Here is a 22,493-nt window from a genome sequence, read left to right on the forward strand (position 1 = left end):
CGCCGCGTCCACGCCTCCCCGAGTTCCAGGTGGGATGGTTCTCCTTGCGCGACTTGCCGAAACGCCGCGTCGTGGCCGGTGCCACGTTCGTGGCGGCCGTGTCCCTCGTCGTCTTCCTTTCCCTGCAAGGGCTCGACCGGGCCGACAAGTGGGCCAGCGTCATCAGCGCGCTCGTCGCGCTGACGAGTCTGTGGTTCGTGCTGCCGAAGCCCGGTCCGGACGCCGGGAAGCTCCTCGACGCCCTGGAGCTCGACCCGCTGCACACCGGTGATCCCCGCGAGATCGGCGAGTACACCCTGCTCGGCCGGGTGGGGTCCGGCGCCACGGGCAACGTGTTCCTCGGCGCCAGCGGACGGCTCGGGCAGCTCGTGGTCGTCAAGGTGATGGGCGCCGAGGTGGCCGCGAACCCGGTGAGCCGGGAGCGGTTCCGGCGCGAGATCCGGTCCGTGGACGAGGTCGGCAGGGCCGCGGGCGGCGAGTTCCCGACACTGCTCGACTCCAACGCCGACGCCGAGCGGCCGTGGTTCGCGACCGAGTACCTGCCGAGCCGGTCGTTGCAGGAGCTGGTCACCGGCCCGTGGCGGCCCGCGGCGGTGGCGTGGCTCGCGGCCGCGGTGGCGCGGAAGCTGCGGCTCATCCACGCCAAGGGCCTGGTGCACCGGGACCTCAAGCCCGCCAACGTGCTGCTGGGCGTCGAGGACCTGTGGATCATCGACCTCGGCATCGCGAAGAACCGGGAGGACGCCGGCCTCACCCGGCACGGCGCCGTCGGGACCGTCGCGTTCATGTCGCCCGAGCAGGCCCGCGGCACCGAGGAGGTCACCGCGGCGAGCGACGTGTTCTCGTTGGGGGCGTTGCTGGTCCACGCGGCCACGGGCACGCCGCCGTTCGGCAACGACCCGGATGACACGGTGCGCAGGATCCTGGCCGACGAACCGGACCTGAGCGGGCTGGCGGGGTGGGACAGCGCACTCGTCGCGCTGCTGCGGCGGTGCCTGGACAAGGATCCGGCGCGTCGCCCGTCGCTGGACGAGATCATCGAGGTGTGCACGCCGTTCGCCGGCGACGCGCCCGCGGAGGTCCGCGCCCGGGCCGCGGAGCTCGGTGCGGCGATGGCGGTCGCGCGTGACCAGGCGTCGGCTCCCCCGGTGCCGTGGTGGCGTCAGGTCAGGACGCGGTGGACCGCGCTCGCGGCGGTCGTCGCGTTGCTGGCGTTCGTCGTCGTGCCGTTCCTCGTCCCCAGCCCCGAGGTCACCGCACTGGCTTCGTGCTCCACACCACCGGACACGACCGTCCACATCGGAGTGTCCGCGGACAAGAGCGAGCTGTTCAAGGAGTTCGCCGACAAGTACGGCACGCGGTCGGCCGACGGGCACTGCGTCAAAGTCCGGATCACCGAGCTGAACTCCGGCACCGCCGCGAACACGCTGGCGCGCGGGTGGACCGAGTCGGACGGCCCGCGTCCCGACGTCTGGTCCCCGGCCTCCAGCGAATGGCTCGACATCGCCCGCGACCGCGCCGCACCCGGCTCGAACGCGCTCGCCGCGCTGCAGGCGCAGAGCCGCGGACCCGTCGTGACGTCACCGCTGGTGGTCGCCATGCCGAAGCCCATGGCGGAGACGCTCGGCTGGCCGAGCACCAGGGACGTCAGCTGGAGGACGCTCGCGGACCTGGCGGCCGACCCGCAGGGGTGGGCGCGGTACGGGAAGGACTGGGGCCCGTTCCGGCTGGGGAAGACGAACCCCAACTACTCGACCTCCGGTCTCAACGCGACCATCGGCGCGTTCCACGCGTTCCGCGCCAACATCGATTCGACCGGACCGCTCGAGGACGGCGACGTCGACAACGTCAACGCGCAGAGGTTCGTCCAGAGCATCGAGCAGTCGATCGTGCACTACGGCGAAACCAGCCTGCACTTCCTGCGCAACCTGCGCACCGCCGAACGCCAGGGGCAGGGGCTCTCCTACGTCTCCGCGCTCACCGTCGACGAGAGTTCCATGCTGGCCTACAACTCCGGCTACCCGGCGGGCGCGCTGTCCCCCGTGGACCGCAAGGAGGGCGAGCCCACCACGAAGCTCGTCGCGATGTACCCCAAGGAGGGGACGATCTTCCACGACCACCCGTACGTCCCGCTGGCGTGGCCGGACACCTCGACGGCGAAACGGGAGGTGTCCGAGGACTTCTTCACCCACCTGAGATCCGGCGGGGCGCAGAAGCGCTTCGGGGAGTTGGGTTTCCGCGACCCCTCGCGGAAGTCGAACGAGGTCTCCGAACAGAACGGGGTCTCCCCCGACTTCGCCGTGAAGGAGGTGCAGGCGCCGTCGGCGCGCACGCTGAACAAGGTGCTGACCGCGTGGAGCACCGTGCGCAAGCCGGCGAACGTCCTGCTCGTCGTCGACACGTCCGGTTCGATGAGGTCCGGGGTGACCGCGGAGAAGGTCGACAAGCAGACCTGCGACCCGAAGTGGCTCGAGCGGGACCCGGTCACCAGGCACTGCCCGTCCAAGATCGAGCTGGTGAAGAAGTACCGCACCGAGATCGTCACCGGGTTCACCAACTCCGACCGGCTGGGCCTGTGGAACTTCTCCAGCGCGGGCTACGCCGGCAAGGGCCCGTCCTGCCGCGACGACCACTGCGAGCAGCACCCGATCGGCCCGCTGGACGAGGTGAAGCGCCGGGAGATCGCGAACAAGATCGCGGAGCTGCCCGCGGACGGCGGGACGGGCCTGTTCGACACCGTCGACCAGGCCGTCACCACCATGCGGCAGCAGTTCGACCAGAAGGCCATCAACGCCGTCGTGGTGCTCTCCGACGGCAAGAACGAGAAGGAGACGGGCCTCGACCTCGCGCAGCTCGTCGAGCGGATCAAGGTCACCGCGGGGTCCGAGCCGGTCAGGGTGTTCACGCTCGCCTACGGCTTCAGCCCCGAGGACGCCACGGGACGCGAGGAGCTCAAGAAGATCGCCGAGGCCACGGCGGCGGGCGCGTACGAGGCCGCCGATCCCAGCACGATCACCGACGACCTGGTGGCGGCCATCACGTCGAACTTCTGATCCTGGTTTTTCGCGACAACCTGTCGTAACGTTCACGACAGGTTGTCGCAAAAGATCCGGGAGGGCCCCATGGACGATCGCGCCGAGCTCGTCGAACTGCTCAGCCACTACGCCGACATCGCGGACCTGAAGGAGTTCGACGCGTTGCCCCGCAAGGTCTTCACCGAGGACCTGACGCTCGACTTCGAGTCCGTCACGGGCATGCCGCCCATGACGGTCCCGCTGGACGGCTACGTCGAGGTCCTCCGTTCGACCTTCGCGCCGTTCGAGGCGACGCACCACGCGATCACCGGCCACGTCGTCACCGTCGACGGCGACACCGCGAAGATCCACGCACACGTCCGCGCCGAGCACTGGCTGCCGGACGCCGCTCGGTGGCTGGTCGTCGGCTTCTACGACAACGAGGCGGTCCGCACCCCGGACGGCTGGCGGCTCAGCCGTGTCAAGCTGACGGCGACACACCAGGAGAACGTGCCCGCCGCCGTGCGGTGAGGACCGAGGAGGAACGACCGGATGCCGCGGATTCGCGCCGCCACCATCGAGGAGCACCACGAGGTGGTGTGGACCGGCCTCGCCGAGGCGTTGCGGCACCTGCTGCTCGAACGCGACTACGACTCGATCACCCTGGGCCACATCGCGGCGCGGGCGGGCCTTGCGCGCAACACGCTCTACAACTACGCCAAGGACAAGCGGACGCTGGTCCTCGAACTCGCCCGCCGCGCCAGCGGGCCGCTGGCCGAGCAGGTGAACGCGATCGCGGCACGCTCTGCGGACCCGGCCGCCGACCGGATGCGTCAGATCGTCGAGACGATCCTGGCGGCCTCCACGGACCTGCGGTTCATGTTCCTGCCGAACGCGAGCCCGATGGTCGCCGAACTCCAGCAGGGGCCGGAGAACCCGTTCACCGTCCTCGTGGCCGAGGTGGAGAACGTCGTGCGGGACGGCATCAGCCGAGGCGAGTTCCGCGACGTCGGCGACGTGGGTCTCGTCGTGGAACTGCTGTCGGGCGCGATGCGGGCGGGTGTCGACCGGATCGGCCGCGAGCCGGCATCGTTGCCCGCCACGGTCCGCACGGCGCAGGAGGTCGTCCTCGCCGCGATCACGGCCTGACGGGCTACTGCATGTTCGTGACGTGCCGGTGCCGGGGGTCGGCGGCGCACGTGTAGAGCTGCAGGTTGTAGCCGCGGCCGATCATGACCATCGTCGGCTCGTGCGCGGCCGGGTACGGCGGGTGCGCCGCCTCGGCGTCCTCGACCGGCTGCCAGCTCATCCCGCCGTCCCACTCGGCGCTGGCGACGGTCAGCAGCGGCTCGACGTCCGCGCCGCAGTCCGGGCACGCCATGGGGAACGGGTCGGAGAAGCTCCACGGCCCGTGGCCGCCGGCCTTCCAGCCGTCGGCCACGGACAGGTCGTAATGGTACCTCTGCCCTTCCCGGTCCTCCCACTCGCGCACCTGCCGGGCCAGGTCCTCCTCCAGGCAGTGCGGAGCGGGGTACTCCGTGACCTCCTCGGGGTGCAGCACGCACGGCCGCAGCAGGTAGTGCTCCTCGACCGCGGCCGGGACCGGCGGTGCTCCGAGCGGGTCGGTCACCTCCGCCGCCACCCGCCAGCGCACCGCGGTGCTGGGCGCGTAGCCCTCGTCCTCGTGGTCGAAGGGGCACCACAGCACCTGCACCAGGTCCGCGCCGTCCGGGCGGGGCAGGCCGGGAACGTCCCGCGCGTACAGCTGCGCCACCGGCACCATCGGCAGCGGACCGTCCTGCCTGATCGGCGTGCCCTGGTCGACGCGGTCGACGACGACCTTCTCCTCCGCCGTAAGGAGGTTGACCCCGCGTTCCCGCGGGCGGGCCCACGCCTCGGTCAGGATCTGCCTGCGCACCATCACATCCGGCACGGACGCACCGTCCAGAAAGGAGTCACCGTGCTCGGCGCAGGAGGGCCACGGTTCCCCCGCCGGCCACAGCAGCGGACCACCGACGGAGCTGTCCGCCGTCGTGGGGTCGCCCGGCCGGGGGTGCAGCCGCACGGAGGCGCGGGCCAGCGGCGCCAGGGCGGGGAGGTGCTGGGCGACGTCGACGGGACGCGGCGGGGTGGTGCGGACCATGGCACGGGATCGTAATCACGATCTTCACCGCTCCGCGCCGATTCGCACAACCGCACACCGCTTCCTCACCCACGTCTCAGGCCCCGGCGCCCCCGTCCACCGGCACGATCGCGCCGTTCACCATCGACGCCCGGTCGCTCAGCAACCACGCGGCGACCTCGGCCACCTCACGCGGCTCGGCCATCCGCCCGAGCGGGGTCGACGCGGTGATCTGCGCGGTCACGCCGGGGGTCGCCGCCTCCCACTGCTCGATCATGGCCGTCGCGGTGCCGCCGGGCGTGATGCCGTTGACCCGGATCCCCTCCCGGCCCCACGTCACGGCGGCGCTCTCGGTGAGGCTGTTGAGCGCGCGCTTCATGGCGCCGTAGGCGGGCAGGACCGGGTTCGCGCGCCGGCTGCCGATGCTGGACGTGTTCACGATGGCGCCGCCACCGCCGCGGCGCATGAGGGCGGCCTCGGCGTTCATGGCGGTCCAGTGGCCGCGGAAGTTCACCGCGAACTGCTCGTCGATCTCGTCCTCGCCGGTCTCGTGCAACGGGCCCGGCTGCTGCACGACGGCTCCGTTGTTGAAAGCGCCGTCCAGTCGTCCGTGGAGCTCCTGCACGCGGTCGACGGCGGCGCGGACGCTCGCCCGGTCGGCCAGGTCGATCGTGACGGCGTCGGCGGTGCCGCCCTCGGCACGGATGCCGGTCACGAGGCGGTCCAGGGCGTCGGCGCCGCGGGCGGCGAGCACGACGGACGCTCCCTCGTGGGCGAAGAGCCTCGCCGCCGCCTCTCCGATGCCGCGGCTGGCGCCGGTGATGAGCACGACCTTGCCGGCGAGGAGGCCGGTGTTGTTGTTCGTCATGGCACCAGCGTCGGTCCGGGCGCGGACCGGAGGCAGGCACAGGCTGTACCAGTCTGGGAGGCCGCCCACCGCGCATACTCGGGGTGTGGACAAGCAGCAGCTCGGCACGTTCCTGCGCACCAGGCGGGAGCGGCTCCTGCCCTCGGACGTCGGTCTGCCCTCGGGTCCGCGCCGCCGGACGTCCGGGTTGCGCCGCGAGGAGGTGGCCGTCCTCGCGCACATCTCGACGGAGTACTACATCCGCCTCGAACAGGGGCGGGCGCCGCGTCCGTCGACCGAGGTGCTGGCGGGGATCGCCCAGGCCCTGCGGCTCACCGACGCGGAGTCCGACCACCTGCACGTCCTCGCAGGCACCGCGCCGAGCCGCACCGGGCGGCACCGGCGCGACGTCCGGCCGAGCATCCTCGCGCTGCTCGACCGGCTGCCGCAGACGGCGGGCTTCGTGACGTCGGCGGCGTTCGAGGTGCTGGCGTGCAACGACCTCGCGGCGGCGTTGATGGAGGACTTCCGCGAGCTCGGCCCGCAGGAGCGCAACCTCGCGCGGCGGGCGTTCCTGCACCCCGTCCCGGAGCTGTACGGCGTGTCGGACGCCGCCGAGTTCCGCCACCACGTGGTGATGCACCTGCGGGCCGCTCTCGCGCGCTACCCGTCCGATCCGGTGGTGTCCGGGCTGGTCGACGAGCTGCGCGAGGGCAGCGCCGACTTCGCCCGGCTCTGGGAGCGGCACGACGTGCACGCCGCGCCGACGCTGACGAAGACGTTCCGGCACCCGGTCGTCGGCGAGATCACCGTCGACTGCGACTCGCTGGCGCTGACGGACCGCGACCAGCACCTGGTCCTCTACAGCGCCCCGCCCGGTTCTCGTGACGCCGAGGCGCTGGCGTTGCTGAACGTGCTGGGAGCGCAGAAGTTCGCGGACTCCTGAGAGGACCGCAAACAGTCCTCTTAGGAGCGTCGCTCAGATCTTGCCCGCAGCGATGTCGGCCAGGTTCACCCAGGACGACCTGTAGTCCGCCACCGAGTGCGGGTCCTGCTCTCCTTGCGCGGGAACGACCTCGGAGCGGATCGGCAGGCCGTTGCCGGCGTCCACGGTCACCACGTGCGCCCCCTCACCGGAGCTCACCGGAGGAGCCGCGGTGAGCTTCAGCACGGTCTGGCCCCCGACGTCGGCCTTGTCGACGGTGACGTCCTCGATGGTCGCGAGCAGCTTCAGCACCCCCGCGCGGACCTCCGCGTTGGCCGCGCCGATGAACAACGCGTAGGTCGTGTTGCTCCACAGGGTGTTGTTGATGCCGTCCTCCTGCTCCTTGCCCGTCGGGCGCGGCTTGGCGGGCGGCACCGGCATGCCCTTCTTGCGGAAGACCTCGGCCCTCTCCTCCTGGCCGCGCGCCCACGCCTTCTCCTGCTCGGCGGGGCTCCCGCCGAGTGCCCAGCAGCACCCGGCGCCGTTGACCATCGCGTTCCTGGCCGCCTCCAGGTCACCCTTCGCCGCGAGCCGGGCGGCCGCCATCAGCTTCCGGTCGTAGTCCGTGGCCAGGTCCTCCCAGGCGACGAGGCCCAGCACCTCCCGCTCCTCCGGTCTGAGCCGCGCCAGCGCCGCGCGCAGCGACGCCTGGGCGTCCACGCGCGTGTCGACCGCCGGCCAGGGGTCCCAGCCGCTCGCCATCCGCGCCACGTCCGGCGCGGGGTCCTCTTCCGGCTCGGACCGCCAGTGCTGGCGCACCCTGTTGAGCGCAACGCCGTACAGCCAGGGCCGGGCCCCGGGGTACGAGCTGTCGTAGCTCGCACGGGAGGCGTAGGCCGCCACCCACACGTCGCCGAGCACGTCCTCGGCGATCTGCCGCCCCACCCTGCGCGCGAGGTAGCTGCCGATCGCGCTCTCGTGACGGCTGATCACCTCGACGAAGGCGTCCGTGTCTCCGTGCAGCGATCTGCCGATCAGTTCAGCATCTGACGACATGGAGCTCCTCGGGTTCTGCTTCCCTTTCCACCCCGTAGTTGTCAACTCACGCCGAAACCGTTCAGGTTGCTCGGCGGCGCAGGTCAGGCACACGACAACGGCCGCGCCTTCGAGGCGCGGCCGTCCTGGTCGTGTGCTCTCGGTGCGCTGGTCAGCACCTCACCCAGTAGTTCGCCGAGGTCTGCCGCAGAGTGCTGGTGGTGTAGGTGTTCCAGAGTCCGAGCGCCTGGTTGGACCCCAGCGCGTAGGTCTGGCCCAGGTTCGCGTAGGCGCGGCCGGCGACCGTGTGGGCGTAGTTGCTGGCGGTGACGCATCCCGAAGGCGGAGCCGTGGTGGTGGTGGTGGTCGTGGTCGTGGGCGCCGGTCCGCCGTTCGAGAGCGCCTTGACCATGTTCACCACGGCGGTCATCTGCGGGCCGCTCTTCTGCGCGTACTGCGCCGACTGGTACCCCCACCAGTCCCAGCAGCCGCGCGGGTTCGCGGACGACGTGGTGGCCTGCGGGTAGAGCACGACCATGCCGTTGGTGTCGGCGTACTCGTTGAGATAAGCCTTGTCCAGCAACGCGTTGCCGATCTGCCCGTACGTCTGCTGGCAGCCGTGCAACGCCACCATCAGCTTGCACGGACCGGTCTCGCACGCCTTGGGCACGTACGCGAAACCCTCACGGCCCAGGGTGATCGCCGACGCGCTGCCGCCGGGCGCGTAGGTGTTCTGGTCGAACTGCACGAGCTTGCCGGTCAGCGTCGAGGCGGCCGCGTTCACCGAACCGAACAGGTGGCCCAGCATCTCCCCGACGACGTCGGCCGAGCACTTGTTGATGTACGGCGAAGCCGTGGAGCCGCAGGCGTTCGGGCCGATCGGGCTGATCCACGCGTGACCGGCCGCGGTGGTGCTGTTGTAGACGACGCGGGAGCCGAAGTCGCGGTAGTAGGTGGCGAGGTCGTTGTTCACCGCGGCGTCGACCGTGTCGTCCGCGGTGCCGTGGAAGAGCCACACCGGGTCACCGGACAGGTTCTGCGGCGTGTCGACCGCGCCCGCCGCCGCGCGGTCGCGGGTCAGCTGTTCGAGCTGGGCCGGGGTCTTGCGGGCCTGGAAGGTGTCCATGCACGCGAGCAGGGCGGTGTTGACGTTGTTCTGCGCGCAGTCGTAGGGACCGGCCGAGAAGATGCCCGCGCCCTGGAACACCCCGGAGTACGCGACGTGCAGCTGGTTCGCCATGTACCCGCCGGACGAGATGCCGCTGACGTACGTGCCGGTGATGTTCAGCTTGGTCAACGTGCCTTGCTGGGGCGGCGGGACCGCCGCGAGCGAGATCGACAGGGATGCCGCGGCCAGGCCGGTCGCCGCCGCGAGTGCCACGAGCACGTTCCTCAATCGCATGTGTTCGCCTCCGTCGTTGCAGGCAGGACGTGCGATCGAGGTTAAGAGCAGATAAATGGCCTGCACCACGTGTGACGGAGCTACCTCGTGCGGTGACCGGACGTCGGACGGCACCATTGACACCATGCGGACGTTCAGCCAGGTCGACGTTTTCACCGACGAGTTCACGAAGGGCAACGCGCTCGCGGTCGTGCACGACGCGGAGGGCCTCACCACGGAGCAGATGGCGGCGTTCGCGAACTGGACGAACCTCGCGGAGACCACGTTCCTCCTGCCCCCGACCGATCCCGCCGCGGCCGACTACCGGGTGCGCATCTTCACGGTGAGCCGCGAACTGCCGTTCGCGGGCCACCCGACGCTCGGCTCGGCGCACGCGTGGCTGGCCGCCGGCGGCACCCCGCGCGACCCCGACCGGCTGGTGCAGGAGTGCGGCGCCGGTCTGGTGGAGGTGCGCCGGGACGGCGCGCGGCTGGCGTTCGCCGCCCCTCCGCTCCTGCGCGGCGGTCCCGTCGAGAACCCGGAGGCCCTGGCGGCGGCGCTGGCGATCGAACCGGACGACGTCGTCGGCGCTCACTGGGCCGACAACGGACCCGGTTGGGCCGCGGTGCTGCTGCGCTCCGCCGAAGCCGTGCTCGCCGTGCGGCCCGACTACCGGCGGTTCGGCGAGTTCACCGGCATCGGGGTGGTCGGTCCGCACCCCGAGGGCCACGACGCCGAGTTCGAGGTGCGGGCGTTCATCCACGAGGGCAGCAGGTACGAGGAGGACCCCGTGACCGGCAGTCTGAACGCCGCGATCGCCCAGTGGCTCATCCCGGCCGGAATCGCCCGGGAGCGGTACGTCGCGGCCCAGGGCACCGCGCTCGGCCGGCGCGGGCGAATCCATCTCGCGCAAGCGGATGGGCGGATCTGGGTCGGCGGGAACACCGTGGCGGGCATCACCGGACGGGTGACCCTGTGATCGTCCTCTGAGGACCGCGTACCCACTCGCCAGGGGGTTCAAACGTTGTTCTTGATCGGGTTCGGGTGAGACAATCGGTTCGTGGTCACGGTCTCCAGCTGGTTGCGTTCACCGTGCCCCGCGCTGGTCGTCGACGCCGTCGGTGCCGTGCACGGCATGAACGACGCAGCCAGGACGCTCTTCCCCGACCAGGTCTTGCCGCCCGACTGGCGGCACGGCGAGTCCGTGCACGTCGCGGAACGCAGCTACGCCGCCCACCGGGTCGACAACGAGGACGGCTCGGTCACCTGGTGGCTGCTCGACGAGACCGACCTGCTGCTCGAACGCGACCGCGCCGCGCTGCTGGCGCGGATGTCGAGCGAGCTGATGACGTCGCTCAACCCCGAGCGCTGCATGAACGTCGTGGCGGAACTGGCCGCCGAGCACCTCGCCGACGAGGCGGTGGTGATCGCGCCGCCGTCCGGCAACGGTCACCCGATCACGCGGTGCCTGCGCGGCGGGACGCCGACGTACGAGCTGCAGCGCGTCGACGTCGAGGAGGTCGTCGGGCTCAGCGAGGCGTTGCGCGGCTTCCCGCCGGTGCCGTCGCGGTGGATCGACCCGGCCGCGGCGCCGGGCTGGCTCGCCCAGGACGTCGTCTCGATCGTCGTCACCCCGCTGCCCGGCCACGGCGTGCCGGCCGGGGCGTTGATCCTCATCCGGCGGGACAAGCAGTTCACCGAGGCCGAGGAGGCGTTCGCGCGGCTCTTCGCGTCGCGGGCGGGCGTGGCCATCTCGGCCGCGAGCCTGTTCACCCAGCAGGCCTCGATCACCGAACGGCTGACCCGCAGCCTCCTGCCCCCGGCGCTGCACCGCTACGAGCACGTCGAACTGGCCGGGCGTTACCGGGCGTCGGGCGACACCGAACGCGTCGGCGGCGACTTCTACGACGTGCACGCACTGCCGGACGACCAGTTGTTCGTCCTGTTCGGCGACGTGTGCGGCAAGGGACTCGACGCGGCGGTGCAGACCGGCCGGGTCCGCACGGCGGTGCACGCGCTCCTGCAGGTGGTCACCGACCACGACCAGGTGCTGCACGCCCTCAACCAGGCGTTGCTCACGACGGACGAGTCGCGGTTCATCACCACGGTCGTCGGCACCATCAGCCCCGAGGCAGGCGGCCTGCGCGTGCGGCTGACCTCGGGCGGGCACCTGCCTCCGCTGGTCGTGCGCACGAACGGCGAGGTCGAGGCGGCCAGGAACAAGGGCACGCTCGTCGGCATCCTGCCGAAGATCCTGACCGAGACCGACGAGGTCGTGCTGGCGCCCGGCGACTCGCTGCTGCTCTACACCGACGGCATCACCGAGGCCCACGGCGGCCCGCTGGGCGACGAGGAGTTCGGCGAGGACCGCCTGCGCCGCGCCCTGACGGCCTGCGGCGGCATGCCGGCCGAGGCCCTCGTCGAACACGTGCACATGCTCGCCTCGCAGTGGGTCGGCGGTGGCGAGCACGACGACATGGCGGTCGTTGCCATCACGGCGCCGCGGAGGAGGCCTTCGTGAAGCCCGTCGCGGACGTGGTGGACGCCCTGTGGGAGGCCGCGCTGCTCGGCGACGAGTACCGGGCCACCGACGTGGTGCTCGACGCCGCCGACGAGCGCGGCCACGAGACCGTGCTGCTCGACGTCGTCGGCGCGGTGCAGCGGCGGGTCGGCCAGGAGTGGGCCGCGAACCGGATCAGCGTGGCGCAGGAGCACGCGATCACCGCGATCAACGACAGGGCGGTCACCGCGTTGTCGATCACCAGGCCGCGCCGCGAGCCCGAGCACGGGCGCGTGACGGTCGCGTGCGTGGACGGCGAGTGGCACGCGTTGCCCGCGCGGCTGCTGGCGGAGGTGCTCGCGTTGCGCGGGTTCGCCGTCGACTACCTGGGCGCGCAGGTGCCCACACCGCACCTCATCACGTACCTGCACCGCACCGGCCCGGACGTGGTGGCGCTGTCGAGCTCGATCGCGACCCGCCTGCCGGTGGCGCACTCGACGATGACGGCGTGCCAGGCGACAGGCGTGCCGGTGATGGTCGGCGGGGCGGCGTTCGGCCTGGACGGCGTGTACGCGCGGCGGTTCGGCGCGAACGCGTGGGCCGCGGACGCCCGGTCGGCCGCGGACATGCTGCTGTCGAAGACGTTGCCCGCGCCGAGCCCCCCGCACCAGCCGGTCGACGACCTGCCGCACCTCGCGGACCAGGAGTACACGCTCGTGACGCGGACCGCGCGTGATCTGGTGCGGTCGGTGTACCGCGGTCTCGAGGACCGCGTGCCCGCGATGGCCTCCTACACCGACGAACAACGGCACCACACGGCCGAGGACCTGGCCCACATCGTCGACCACCTGGCCACCGCTCTGTACGTGGACGACGACTCGCTGTTCGTGGACTTCCTCTCCTGGACCGGTGCAGTGCTCAACGCGCGCGGCGTGCCGGCGCAGGTGCTGGACCCGGCGCTGGAGCTGTTGTCGGACCAGTTGCGCGATTTCCCGCGCGCTCAGCGGATGCTCGCGCAGACGCGTCTAGGTGTCCAGACGATGAACTAGGGCCTGTGTCGAGGTCCGGTTCGATGAGAGCTGCGCTTGAGGTGGTTTCTGGTGGTGCGGCCGGAACGGCCGCGTACCGGTGTTGTACGTGGGCGTTCCGGCCGTGCCGCCAGGGGCCGCCTCGGGCCCGGCTGTCGCGGACCGGACCTCGACACAGGCCCTGGTCTCAAGTGGACGGACGCAGAGTGGGTCTTTTCCCACGCGGTGTGCACGCCTGATCGCCGTTCGTATTCGTGAATCCCTTTATTTCCAACAGCCTTGTGCCCCATAGATTCGAAATGTTTTCATCTCGCCCATGGAGATGGGGACGGCCACACCGATCGCTGCCTACGTCGTCGCGGTACTCGGCTCTGTTCTGGGACTCCTGGCCGCGGAACGCGCACGCAACGCGAACAGGACGACGCGCAACTGGTGGATCGCCGTGGCCGCCGTGTCGATCGGCGGTCTGGGCATCTGGGGCATGCACTTCACCGCGATGCTCGGCACGTGGATGGGGTCCACCGTCTCCTACGACATCCCGATCACGTTGCTCAGCATGGTCGTCGCCATCGTGTTCGTCGCGATCGGACTGTTCATCGTGCGGCGCTACGGCGTCGACGGCGACACGCGCTTCGTCCTCCTCGCCGCGGGCGGTCTCGTGACCGGCCTCGGTGTCGCGGCGATGCACTACACCGGCATGTCCGCGATCATCGTCAACGCCGACGTGTCCTACAACATCGGCATCGTGGCGCTGTCCGTCGTGATCGCCGTGGTGGCCTCGACCGTCGCGCTGTGGTTCACGCGCAAGGTGACCGGCCCGCTCGCCGTCGCGGGCGCGGCGCTGGTGATGGGCGTCGCCGTCACGGGCATGCACTACACCGGCATGTACGCCATGAGCATGACGCACGACCACGCCGCGTCGGTCGTCGTGGGCAACTCGCAGGAACTGATCACGTCGTTGATCATCGGTGGCGCCGGCGTCAGCGTGATCATCATCTTCCTGCTCGCGCTCACCTCGTCCGACGAGGAGACGAGCGAGGAGACCGAACTGCTCGACCGCGTCATGCGCAGGACCAGCCAGGGCTGAGCCCTACTTCAGGTGCACCAGCAGCATCCCGTCGTTGCCGGGAGCCGTTTCGACGCGCTGGTAAAGCTTCTTCACGTGCGGCTGCTTGAGCATCGCGAGCACGCGGCTGCGCAACTTGCCCGAACCCTTGCCCGTGATGATCTCGACGAGCGGCACCCGCTGCCCGGCCGCGCGGAAGAGCGCGCCGCGGATCGCCTGGGCGATGTCCTGGTCGCTGCGGAAGACGGGATGCAGGTCGACGGTCAGCTTGCCGGGCACGCGCTCATTCTGCCCCGGTCCCACACCACGAGCCCCGTCACCGCTCCGCCCGCCGTCACGACGCAGGCGACCACGACGGCGGCGTCGAGTGAGAACGCCTGCGCGAGCAGAGGTCCCGCCAGCGCGCCGGCCAGCGTCGCGAGCGCCTCCGCGGACAGGAACACCGCGCTGATCCGGCCGAGCGCCTCGTTCGGAACCTCGCGCTGCAGCACGGTCTGCGGCACCACGAGGGTCATCGAGCCGAACAGTCCGATCGCGACACCGGCGGGCACCGCGACGACCACCGACGTCGAACTGAAGAGCGCGAAGAACGCCACGGCGACCGCCGACTGCGTCGCCGCGAGCAGGAGGCGCGGCGACACCCGGTCCACCAGCCGGCGGACCAGCACCGCGCCCAGCAGGAACCCGACGCCGAGCGCGGACACCACGAACCCGATCTGCTCGCCGCCCCCGAGCCTCTCGATCCCGAACGGCACGAGCAACGCGCTGAGCGAGGCGTTGGCAGCCAGGAACACCGCCGTCAGCGGCAGCAGCACCACGGCGACCGGTAAGCCCCGCAACACCCTCCACCCGCCGGCGAGACCGGCGCGCTCCCCCGCCACCGGACCACCGCGGCGCGTCATCAGCGCGATCGCCGCGGCCGAGACGAGATAGCTCGCGACGTCGATCCAGATGAGCGCGGAGAACCCCGCGATCGTCAGGATCGCGGCCCCGAGCGGCGGCGCGACGAGCCGGACCGTGCCGTCGACGAACGCGTTGAGCGAGTTCGCACTGCTCAACCCGCTCCCCTTGCCGACGACGACCGGCAGGTGCGCCTGCGCGGCGGGCCGGAACAGCACAGCACCCGTGCTCTCCGCGACGAGCGCGGCGTAGACGAGCCAGAGCGAGTGCTCGGCCGTCGCGAACACCATCAGCCCGACCGCGGCCGCGCGGAACAGGTCCGCGACGATCATCACGCGCCGCCGGTCCCACCGGTCCGTCAGCACCCCCGCCACCGGGCCGAGCAGCAACGGGGGGAGGTGCTCGGCGACGAGCGTGAGACCGGTCGCCAGCACCGAGCCGGTGAGCGCGTAGACGTGGGCGGGGATGGCGATCACCAGCAGCCAGGAGCCCAGCAGGCTCACCGTCCGCCCGGTCCACCACAGCCGGAAATCACGGATCTTCAGCGCTTCGAGCACCGACCACCCCCAGGTAGTATTCTTGTCAGAATAAGAGCGCCACTTGGAGTGTTCTGTCAAGATAGGAGCGGATGTGCCGAACGAGCCCATCGGGCCGAGACTGCGCGCCCTGCGGCAGGCCTCGGGCCGCACCGTCGCCTCGGTCGCCGCCGACGCCGGGCTGTCCGTGCCCTACATCGCGAACCTGGAGAACGGCAGGGGGAACCCGACGACGAACGCATTGAGCAGGCTCGCGGCCGCGCTCGGCACCGAGCTCTCGATCGAGTTCGGATCACCAGGCCCCGTGGCCACCGGACCGGTCCCGCAGAGCATCGTGAAGCTGAGCCGCAGCCAGCGCTTCCACGACGTCGTGGCGGTGCTGGCCGGGCCCGGCGAGGACCGCCAGGAGGTGGCCGCGCGGCTGATCAGCGCGTGCGTCCTGCTGACGGAGGCGCTTGGACGCGAGGCGAGCGAGCACGACTGGTGGCGGCTGCTCGACGCGCTGACGCTGATGGCCGAGCACCCGGCTCACTGACTGCTGATGCTCGCGACCAGGTTGATCGTCGTGGCCAGCACCCCGGTGCCGAACAGGTACGACAGCAGCGAGTGCTTCAGCGCCGTGCGCCGCATCTCGCGCCCGGACAGGCTCGTGTCAGACACCTGGAACGTCATGCCGATGCTGAACGCCACGTAAGCGAAGTCGCCGTAGTCGGGCGGCTCGGGCTGGTTGAAGTCGATGCCGCCGTCCGCGCCGTAGTAGTAGAGGCGGGCATAGCGCAGGGTGAAGATCGTGTGCACGACCGTCCACGACAGCACCACGGACAGCACGCCGAGGCCCACGCGCAGCAGTTCGGAGCCTCCGGTCGTGTGTGCCGCACGGGCCAGTACGAAACCCACGGACACCAGGCTCGCCAAGGCGGCCACGATCAGCACGACCTCGGCGACGCGGCGGGTCGGGTCGTTGCGGACGGCGTGCTGCGCGGTCTTCTCGGCGTCCATCGGCCAGATCACCAGCCACGCCCGCACCAGGTACACGAGCGTGGCGACGTCCCAGCCGATCAGCAGGCCGAACTCGCCGTGGCCGGTCAGGGTCACCGCGAGGCCGCTGACCAGGCCCGCCGCCACCGCGACGACGACCTTGGTGCGGTCCAGCACGAACCCGTCCGGCGCCGGGCGGGACGGCAGATCAGGCATGCAGCGCCGCGTCGACGTCCAGGTACAGCTCCAGCGTCTCGGTCAGGGTGGTGGCCTTCAGCGCCCTCAGCACGCTGCCGCGCGGGGACACGAGCCGGAACGGCGTGCCGCGCTCCTCGCCGCGCAGGTGGTACTCCACCAGCGCGGACAGGCCGACGGACGCGAAGAACTCGACGTCGCTGAGGTCGAGCACCACGGGCAGTCCCGCGCCGAACGCCTCGGACAGCTTCTCCCGCAGCAGTTCCACTGTGTAGGAGTCGACCTCGCCCTCGGCGCGCAGCACGACCGCGGTGTCACGCTTCTCGGACTCGACCTTCAACAGAGCAGCGTTGCCCTCGTTCACGGTGTGCAGCCTCCCGATCTGATCGTCGGCTCCACGCTAACCGATCCCGCGCTCCCGGGTCCGTGACGGAAGGCGGCCGGGATCAGCTCTCCCGGGCCTGCGCCAGCGCGCGTTCGAACAGCTCGGTGGGCTGGGCCCCGGACACGGCGAACCGCTCCGCGAGCACGACGAACGGGACGCCGGACACGCCGATGTCCCGCGCACGCTGCTCGTCGGCGCGCACCTCGCCGGCGTAGGCGGCCGGGTCCTCGAGCACGGCCTTCACGTCGGCCGCGTCGAGGCCCGCCTCCGTGACGACCTCGGTCAGCGACTCGGGCGTGAACAGCGAGCGCGCCTGCCCGAAGTTGGCGTGCAGCACGGCGTCGAGGACCTGGTGCTGGACGCCCTTCTCCCCCGCCAGGTGCAGCAGCCGGTGCACGTCGAACGTGTTGCCGACCTCGCGGTCCTGGCGGTACTCGAGCCCCTCGTCGCGCGCGAGCTGGGCGACGGAGGCTTCCATCTCGGCGGCGCGCGGGCCGAACTTGGCGGCCAGCATGTCCTGGACGGACTCGACGCCGGTCCTGCCGGGGTCCAGCTCGAACGCGCGGTGGACCACGGTGATCTCGTCGCGGTGCTCGAACGCCGCGAGCGCCTTGTCGAAGCGCGCCTTGCCGATGTAGCACCACGGGCAGATGACGTCAGCCCAGAACTCGACCTGCATGCCTCCGATCATGTCACGTCTCACCGCCAACGCCGGTTCAAAACGATAATCGTTGTCATGTAGGGTGCGGGTCATGGCAGCACGGGTCGTATTGGTAGCCGGGTTCACCCACCACGACGTGGCCGACGAGCTCTGGCGGGCGTCACCGGAGTCGTCGCTGGTCAGGCACGACCTCAGCGGCCTGGCCGACGGGGTGGTGCGGCGCTGGGCGGACGGCAGGCTCACCGTGCTGGAGCTCGCGCACGGGTGCGTGTCGTGCACGTTGCGGCTGGACCTGATCCCGTTGCTGGAGAGCCTCGACGGCCGGGTGATCGTGCAGCTCGACCCGATGCTCGAACCGGAGGCCGTCTGCTTCGCGCTGAGCGAGACCTCCGTCGAGGTCGAGGCCGTCGTGACGGTGGTCGACAGCGCCACCTGGCTCGGCGACGCCACGGGCACCGACTCGCTCGCCGACCGGGGCATGCGCGCGGCCGAGGGCGACGAGCGGACCGTCGCGCAGGTCGTCGTGGGCCAGGCGGAGTTCGCGGACGCGCTGGTGCTGACCGGTCCGGCCGGTCCGGTGCTCACCGCCGTGCTCGACCGCCTCTCCCCCGGTGCCCCGCGGCAGCTCCTGGAGACGCTGGACGTCGTCTCGTTGCTGGCGGAGATCCCCCGGGCCTCGCGGCGGGGCGAGATCGACGACGGCTTCGGGTCGCTGCTGTTCGGGCGGCCGTCGCTGGAACCGGCGCACGGCGTGTCCGTCGTCCACTTCACCGACCGGCGCCCGTTCCACCCGATGCGCCTGCACGACTGCATCGACGTGCTGCTCGACGGCGTCGTGCGGGTGCGCGGCCGGGTGTGGGTGGCGAGCCAGCCCGAGGCGGCGCTGTGGCTCGAGTCCGCGGGTGGCGGGTTGCGCGTGGGCAACCTCGGCCCCTGGGAGGGCGACCGCGACCAGGAGGTCGTCGTGATCACGACCTCCGCCGACGCCTCCGAGATCACCGCGGCACTGCGGTCGGCCCTGGTCACCGACGAGGAGCTGGGCCTGATCGCGGAACTCGACTTCGCCGACCCGTTCGCCGACTGGCACGAGGAGATGGAACTCTGATGCGCACTCCCGTGACCGTGCTGTCCGGCTTCCTGGGCGCCGGCAAGACGACGCTGCTCAACCACGTCCTCGCGAACCGCTCCGGCCGCCGCGTCGCGGTGATCGTGAACGACATGAGCGAGGTCAACATCGACGCGGCGCTCATCGACCGCACCACCGAACGGCTCGTCGAGCTCACCAACGGCTGCATCTGCTGCACGCTGCGCGAAGACCTGCTCGACAGCGTCGGCGACCTGGCGCGCTCGGGCCGGTTCGACACGATCCTGGTCGAGTCGACGGGCATCTCCGAGCCGATGCCGGTGGCCGCCACCTTCGACTGGACGTTCTCCGACGGCACGAGCCTGTCCGACCTCGCCCGGCTCGACACGATGGTGACGCTCGTGGACGCGCAGGGCTTCCTGCGCGAACTGACCGCGGGCGACCGCCTGGACGCGCGGGACCTGGAGGCGGCCGACGGCGACGAGCGCTCGATCTCGGACCTGCTCGTCGACCAGGTCGAGTTCGCGAACGTCCTGGTGGTCAACAAGACCGACCTGGTCACCGCGGACCAGCTCGCGAAGCTCGACGCCCTGCTGCGGCGCCTGAACCCGTCCGCCCGCCTGCTGCACACGCGCCGGGGGGTCGTGGAGCTGGCCGAGGTGCTCGGCACCGGCCTCTACGACCCGATCACGGCGGCGCAGGCACCCGGCTGGGCGCAGGAGCTCGCCGGCGGGCACACCCCGGAGACCGAGGAGTACGGCATCCGGTCCGTCACCTACCGCGCGTCCCGCCCGTTCCACCCCGCCCGCCTCGCGGAGGCGTTGAGCGACTGGGAGGGCGTGCTGCGCAGCAAGGGTTTCTGCCACATCGCGACCCGTCCGGACGTGCTGGCCGTGTGGTCGCAGGCGGGCCCGAACCTGGTCATCGAGCCCGGTGAGCTGCTCGACTCGCCGCAGGCCCGCCAGGAGCTGGTGTTCATCGGCGTGGACCTCGACGTGGCGGAACCCGCGCGACGCCTGGACCCCGCGCTGCTCACCGATCAGGAGCTCGCGGCGGGACCCGAGGTGTGGGGGACGTTCTCCGACCCGTTGCCCGAGTGGGACCGCGACGACCTGCACGACCACGCGAGCGTGACCAGCGCCAGCGCCGGGTAGACCCAGCCCAGCGCCGCGAGCGGCCACGGCCGCGGGATCTCCCAGATCGACGGCTGCAGGTCGATCAGAACCGTGATGACGTCCGAGCACACCGCGACCACCCACACCCCCGCGAGCACGAGGTTCCGCCGCCCGTAGACCAGCCACAACACCAGCGGGATCACCCACAACCAGTGGTGGCTCCACGAGATCGGCGAGACCAGCAGCCCGAACAGCTGCACGACGACCACGGCGGCGAGCCCGTCCCCCGCCCTCACCGCCGCCCGCAGCGCGCACCACGTCAGTGCGGCCGACACGGCCACCGCGAGCAGCCACGGCCAGGACGTCTCGACGTCGTGGCCGAGGGACCGCGACAACGCGCCGCGCACCGACTGGTTGATCACCGACCCGACCGGACCGACCCGATCAGCCGCGCCGAGCAGCTCGAACCAGTAGCGCCACGAGTCGCCCGCCGACACGAGGAAGCCCAGCGCCACCGTGACCGCGAAGCCCGCGATCGACCACAGCGCGGCCTTCCACCTGCGGGTGACGAGGAAGTACAGCCCGGAGACGGCCGGCGTCAGCTTGATCCCGGCCGCGACACCGACGCCGAGGCCCGCGACGACCTGGCGCACCGCCAGCATCGCCGCGAACACGCCGGCCACCAGCACGAGGTTGATCTGCCCGAAGTCGAGGGTCTTGCGGACGGGCTCGAACCACAGCGCGATCGCCGTCCACAGCAGCGCACGACGGCCGTCGTACCGTTCGGCACCGGCCAGCGCCTTCAGCGCCGTGCGCACGATCCACCACAGGCAGACCAGCGAGACCACCTGCCAGACCACCCGCGCGGCGACCCACGGCAGCGCCGACAGCGGCAGGAACAGCGCGGCCGCGAACGGCGGGTAGGTGAACGGCAGCGGGAAGTCGGCCGTGAACGGCATGTCGATCGAGTAGAGCTGGTCGCGCAGCACGTTGGGCGCGAGGGTCCAGTACACCTTCAGGTCGATCATGCCCCAGTTCGCCGTCGCCGCGTAGACGGCCAGCGACAGGCACAGCAGCAGCGGCGCGAACCGCAGAACGCGCTGTTCGAACACCGGTTCCTCCACCTGAAGTCGCATCCCCGCAGCTCGAACATCATCCCAAAGGCTGGTTTGGACCGCGGCGGCGCTCTCGCGTGCAACTCCGGTCCTCTGTGGAACGTCACCCGGTCATGACCTGGAAAGCACTGAGCACGACCGGTCTGGTCCTCGCCGCGGCCCTGGTGGCGGTCCCGGCGCAGGCGGAAACCGGCCAGGTGGTGACGAAGGTGTCCGAATCGGACCGAGCCGCTGCTGTGGCCCACTGGACACCGGAACGGATGAAAGCGGTCGGGGACGGCGATCTCCCGCCCGCCGAGCAGATCTCGAAGCCCTACGAGGGCACGGCGCCGGGCGTCGGCAGGTTGTTCCTGTCGAACTCCCTCGGCGAGGACCACTCCTGCACCGCGACGGTGGTGCCGAGCGGGACCAAGGACGTCGTGCTGACGGCCGGGCACTGCGTCAACGGCGGCCTCGACCGGTGGGACAACCCGATCAAGGTCCTCAACGTGGTGTTCGTGCCCGGCTACGACCGCGGATCCACGCCGCACGGCGTGTTCGCGGCACGCGCCTTCGCCTGGTCCGACACCTACACCGGGCCGTCCAGCGGCCTGGACGACGACGCGGTGATCGCGCTGGACCCGGTGGACGGCAAGCACGTCCAGGACGTGGCCGGGTCCCAGGACGTGTCGTTCGACACCGTTGGATCACCGGTTGACACGATCACGCTGGGGTATCCGGTGTCGGAGTTCGCACGGGGCGAGGAATTGCTGTCGTGCGAGCGCCCGGCGACGCTGAAGGTCAACTCGGTCCTGTCCACGTGGGAGACGGACTGCGATCTCGCCGGTGGTTCCAGCGGTGGGCCGTGGTTGCGCGGCTTCGACCCGGCCACGGGCAGGGGAACGATCTTCTCGGTCACCAGTCGCGGCACGGTGAACGGTGACCTGGTCACGACCGACCTCAGCGGAGCCGCGTTCTCCGAGGCCGTCGAAGCGTTGTACACCAGCGCGAACGACCTCTGACGACAAAGGGAAGGATTGACGATGAACATCAAGCACAGGTCGGCCGCGGGGCTCGGCGTCACCGCGTTGCTCGCGGCGGCCGTTCTGCCCCTCGCCGCCGGCACCGCGTCGGCCAACCCGTCCGACCAGCCGTGCGACGTCGCGGACCTCGTCGTCTCGGTGACGAAGGACCCGTACTCGTCCGCGGGCCAGGAGGCGTTCGTCCTGCACTACGAGGCGGCCGGCCCCACCACGAACTGCAAGCTGCAGGGCGTGCCGACCGGCGTCACGTTCACCAAGGGCAGCGGTCACGGCGAGGGCGACGGCAGCGGCATCACCGTGGTGCCGGACAACCCCGGCAGCGACCCCGCGCCGGTGAACGTCCGGCCCGGCAAGGCCGCCGAGTCGCGGATCCTGATGTCCTCGCAGGAGCCGGAGTCGTTCCTGCCGGACGTCGTCAACCTGAACCTGCCGGTCGAGGGCGGCCACACGACCACGGTCGGCTGGCCGGACGGGCAGTCGCTGCGGGGCTCGCAGGTCGAGGTGACGGACGTGTCGCCCGCCTGATCGCCGCGGCCCCCTCGTCGTTCCAGCCGCATAATGCAGTCGGAACGACGAGGGGGCGC

23 protein-coding genes are annotated in these 22,493 nt (G+C 71.0%); 13 read left to right on the plus strand and 10 right to left on the minus strand.

From position 1 onward, the window contains the following. Window positions 1–44: 44 nt before the first annotated feature. From ND450_RS16175 to ND450_RS16185, 3 genes are all read left to right on the plus strand, one after another. Window positions 45–3,053, plus strand: coding sequence for a protein kinase (locus ND450_RS16175; RefSeq protein ID WP_253326945.1), 3,009 nt, complete (start codon window positions 45–47; stop codon window positions 3,051–3,053). Window positions 3,054–3,122: 69 nt separating this feature from the next. Beyond that, on the plus strand, window positions 3,123–3,545 hold the full coding sequence (locus ND450_RS16180) for a nuclear transport factor 2 family protein (RefSeq protein WP_253326946.1): 423 nt from the start codon (window positions 3,123–3,125) through the stop codon (window positions 3,543–3,545). Window positions 3,546–3,566: 21 nt separating this feature from the next. Beyond that, on the plus strand, window positions 3,567–4,163 hold the full coding sequence (locus ND450_RS16185) for a TetR/AcrR family transcriptional regulator (RefSeq protein WP_253326947.1): 597 nt from the start codon (window positions 3,567–3,569) through the stop codon (window positions 4,161–4,163). A gap of 4 nt (window positions 4,164–4,167) precedes the next feature. On the opposite strand, the gene ND450_RS16190 is transcribed toward ND450_RS16185, so the two are convergent. Both ND450_RS16190 and ND450_RS16195 read right to left on the minus strand, forming a co-directional pair. Then, window positions 4,168–5,157, minus strand: a complete 990-nt coding sequence (locus ND450_RS16190; RefSeq protein ID WP_253326948.1) for a hypothetical protein — start codon at window positions 5,155–5,157, stop codon at window positions 4,168–4,170. 76 nt (window positions 5,158–5,233) lie between these two features. Continuing rightward, window positions 5,234–6,004: an SDR family NAD(P)-dependent oxidoreductase gene (locus ND450_RS16195; RefSeq protein ID WP_253326949.1), complete on the minus strand. Its 771-nt coding sequence runs from the start codon at window positions 6,002–6,004 to the stop codon at window positions 5,234–5,236. An 85-nt stretch (window positions 6,005–6,089) separates the two neighbouring features. On the opposite strand from ND450_RS16195, the gene ND450_RS16200 reads away from it, so the two are divergent. Beyond that, window positions 6,090–6,929 carry a helix-turn-helix transcriptional regulator gene (locus ND450_RS16200; protein ID WP_253326950.1) on the plus strand — a complete coding sequence of 280 codons (840 nt, stop codon included), beginning with the start codon at window positions 6,090–6,092 and terminating at the stop codon, window positions 6,927–6,929. Between the two features lie 33 nt (window positions 6,930–6,962). On the opposite strand, the gene ND450_RS16205 is transcribed toward ND450_RS16200, so the two are convergent. Next, entirely contained in the window at window positions 6,963–7,964 is a 1,002-nt protein-coding gene (locus ND450_RS16205) for an RNA polymerase sigma factor (protein ID WP_253326951.1), read from the minus strand. A gap of 151 nt (window positions 7,965–8,115) precedes the next feature. Then, window positions 8,116–9,345 (minus strand): PHB depolymerase family esterase, encoded by a 1,230-nt coding sequence (locus tag ND450_RS16210; RefSeq protein WP_253326952.1) that lies wholly within the window; start codon window positions 9,343–9,345, stop codon window positions 8,116–8,118. 124 nt (window positions 9,346–9,469) lie between these two features. Here ND450_RS16210 and ND450_RS16215 point away from each other — a divergent pair, with 124 nt between their 5' ends. The 4 genes from ND450_RS16215 (at window position 9,470) to ND450_RS16230 (ending at window position 13,939) form a co-directional block, all read left to right on the plus strand. Next, complete coding sequence (locus tag ND450_RS16215) at window positions 9,470–10,303, plus strand: PhzF family phenazine biosynthesis protein (RefSeq protein WP_253326953.1); 834 nt, start codon at window positions 9,470–9,472, stop codon at window positions 10,301–10,303. 81 nt (window positions 10,304–10,384) lie between these two features. Next, window positions 10,385–11,845, plus strand: coding sequence for a PP2C family protein-serine/threonine phosphatase (locus tag ND450_RS16220; RefSeq protein ID WP_253326954.1), 1,461 nt, complete (start codon window positions 10,385–10,387; stop codon window positions 11,843–11,845). Next, on the plus strand, window positions 11,842–12,873 hold the full coding sequence (locus tag ND450_RS16225) for a B12-binding domain-containing protein (protein WP_253326955.1): 1,032 nt from the start codon (window positions 11,842–11,844) through the stop codon (window positions 12,871–12,873). Before ND450_RS16220 ends, ND450_RS16225 begins: the two co-directional genes overlap by 4 nt. Before the next feature lie 295 nt (window positions 12,874–13,168). Continuing rightward, a complete protein-coding gene (locus ND450_RS16230; RefSeq protein ID WP_253326956.1) occupies window positions 13,169–13,939 on the plus strand; it encodes an MHYT domain-containing protein in 771 nt (256 codons plus the stop codon). Between the two features lie 3 nt (window positions 13,940–13,942). Here ND450_RS16230 and ND450_RS16235 read toward each other — a convergent pair whose 3' ends face one another. Both ND450_RS16235 and ND450_RS16240 read right to left on the minus strand, forming a co-directional pair. Then, window positions 13,943–14,197 (minus strand): Smr/MutS family protein, encoded by a 255-nt coding sequence (locus ND450_RS16235; RefSeq protein WP_253326957.1) that lies wholly within the window; start codon window positions 14,195–14,197, stop codon window positions 13,943–13,945. Then, a complete protein-coding gene (locus ND450_RS16240) occupies window positions 14,182–15,375 on the minus strand; it encodes an MFS transporter (RefSeq protein ID WP_253326958.1) in 1,194 nt (397 codons plus the stop codon). Before ND450_RS16240 ends, ND450_RS16235 begins: the two co-directional genes overlap by 16 nt. Window positions 15,376–15,448: 73 nt before the next feature. Here ND450_RS16240 and ND450_RS16245 point away from each other — a divergent pair, with 73 nt between their 5' ends. Then, window positions 15,449–15,889 carry a helix-turn-helix domain-containing protein gene (locus ND450_RS16245; protein WP_253326959.1) on the plus strand — a complete coding sequence of 147 codons (441 nt, stop codon included), beginning with the start codon at window positions 15,449–15,451 and terminating at the stop codon, window positions 15,887–15,889. Here ND450_RS16245 and ND450_RS16250 read toward each other — a convergent pair. The 3 genes from ND450_RS16250 to ND450_RS16260 all read right to left on the minus strand — a co-directional run bounded on the left by ND450_RS16250 (window position 15,883) and on the right by ND450_RS16260 (window position 17,591). Beyond that, a complete protein-coding gene (locus ND450_RS16250) occupies window positions 15,883–16,548 on the minus strand; it encodes a DUF1345 domain-containing protein (RefSeq protein WP_253326960.1) in 666 nt (221 codons plus the stop codon). The two genes, ND450_RS16245 and ND450_RS16250, sit on opposite strands and share 7 nt — an antisense overlap. Further along, entirely contained in the window at window positions 16,541–16,891 is a 351-nt protein-coding gene (locus tag ND450_RS16255) for an STAS domain-containing protein (RefSeq protein ID WP_177229619.1), read from the minus strand. Before ND450_RS16255 ends, ND450_RS16250 begins: the two co-directional genes overlap by 8 nt. Window positions 16,892–16,973: 82 nt before the next feature. Further along, window positions 16,974–17,591, minus strand: a complete 618-nt coding sequence (locus ND450_RS16260) for a DsbA family oxidoreductase (RefSeq protein WP_253326961.1) — start codon at window positions 17,589–17,591, stop codon at window positions 16,974–16,976. Between the two features lie 73 nt (window positions 17,592–17,664). Here ND450_RS16260 and ND450_RS16265 point away from each other — a divergent pair, with 73 nt between their 5' ends. Further along, window positions 17,665–18,678, plus strand: coding sequence for a GTP-binding protein (locus ND450_RS16265; RefSeq protein WP_253326962.1), 1,014 nt, complete (start codon window positions 17,665–17,667; stop codon window positions 18,676–18,678). Then, window positions 18,678–19,811 carry a GTP-binding protein gene (locus ND450_RS16270; RefSeq protein WP_253326963.1) on the plus strand — a complete coding sequence of 378 codons (1,134 nt, stop codon included), beginning with the start codon at window positions 18,678–18,680 and terminating at the stop codon, window positions 19,809–19,811. Before ND450_RS16265 ends, ND450_RS16270 begins: the two co-directional genes overlap by 1 nt. On the opposite strand, the gene ND450_RS16275 is transcribed toward ND450_RS16270, so the two are convergent. Then, window positions 19,697–20,908 carry a mannosyltransferase gene (locus ND450_RS16275; RefSeq protein ID WP_253326964.1) on the minus strand — a complete coding sequence of 404 codons (1,212 nt, stop codon included), beginning with the start codon at window positions 20,906–20,908 and terminating at the stop codon, window positions 19,697–19,699. The two genes, ND450_RS16270 and ND450_RS16275, sit on opposite strands and share 115 nt — an antisense overlap. Window positions 20,909–21,000: 92 nt before the next feature. Between ND450_RS16275 and ND450_RS16280 the strand changes: the two genes are divergently transcribed. Further along, window positions 21,001–21,888 (plus strand): serine protease, encoded by an 888-nt coding sequence (locus ND450_RS16280; RefSeq protein ID WP_253326965.1) that lies wholly within the window; start codon window positions 21,001–21,003, stop codon window positions 21,886–21,888. A 21-nt stretch (window positions 21,889–21,909) separates the two neighbouring features. Then, window positions 21,910–22,434: a DUF4232 domain-containing protein gene (locus tag ND450_RS16285; protein WP_253326966.1), complete on the plus strand. Its 525-nt coding sequence runs from the start codon at window positions 21,910–21,912 to the stop codon at window positions 22,432–22,434. The last annotated feature ends 59 nt before the right edge of the window (window positions 22,435–22,493 follow it).

It is taken from the genome of Lentzea sp. HUAS12, from assembly GCF_024125735.1.
Lineage (GTDB): Bacteria > Actinomycetota > Actinomycetes > Mycobacteriales > Pseudonocardiaceae > Lentzea > Lentzea albida.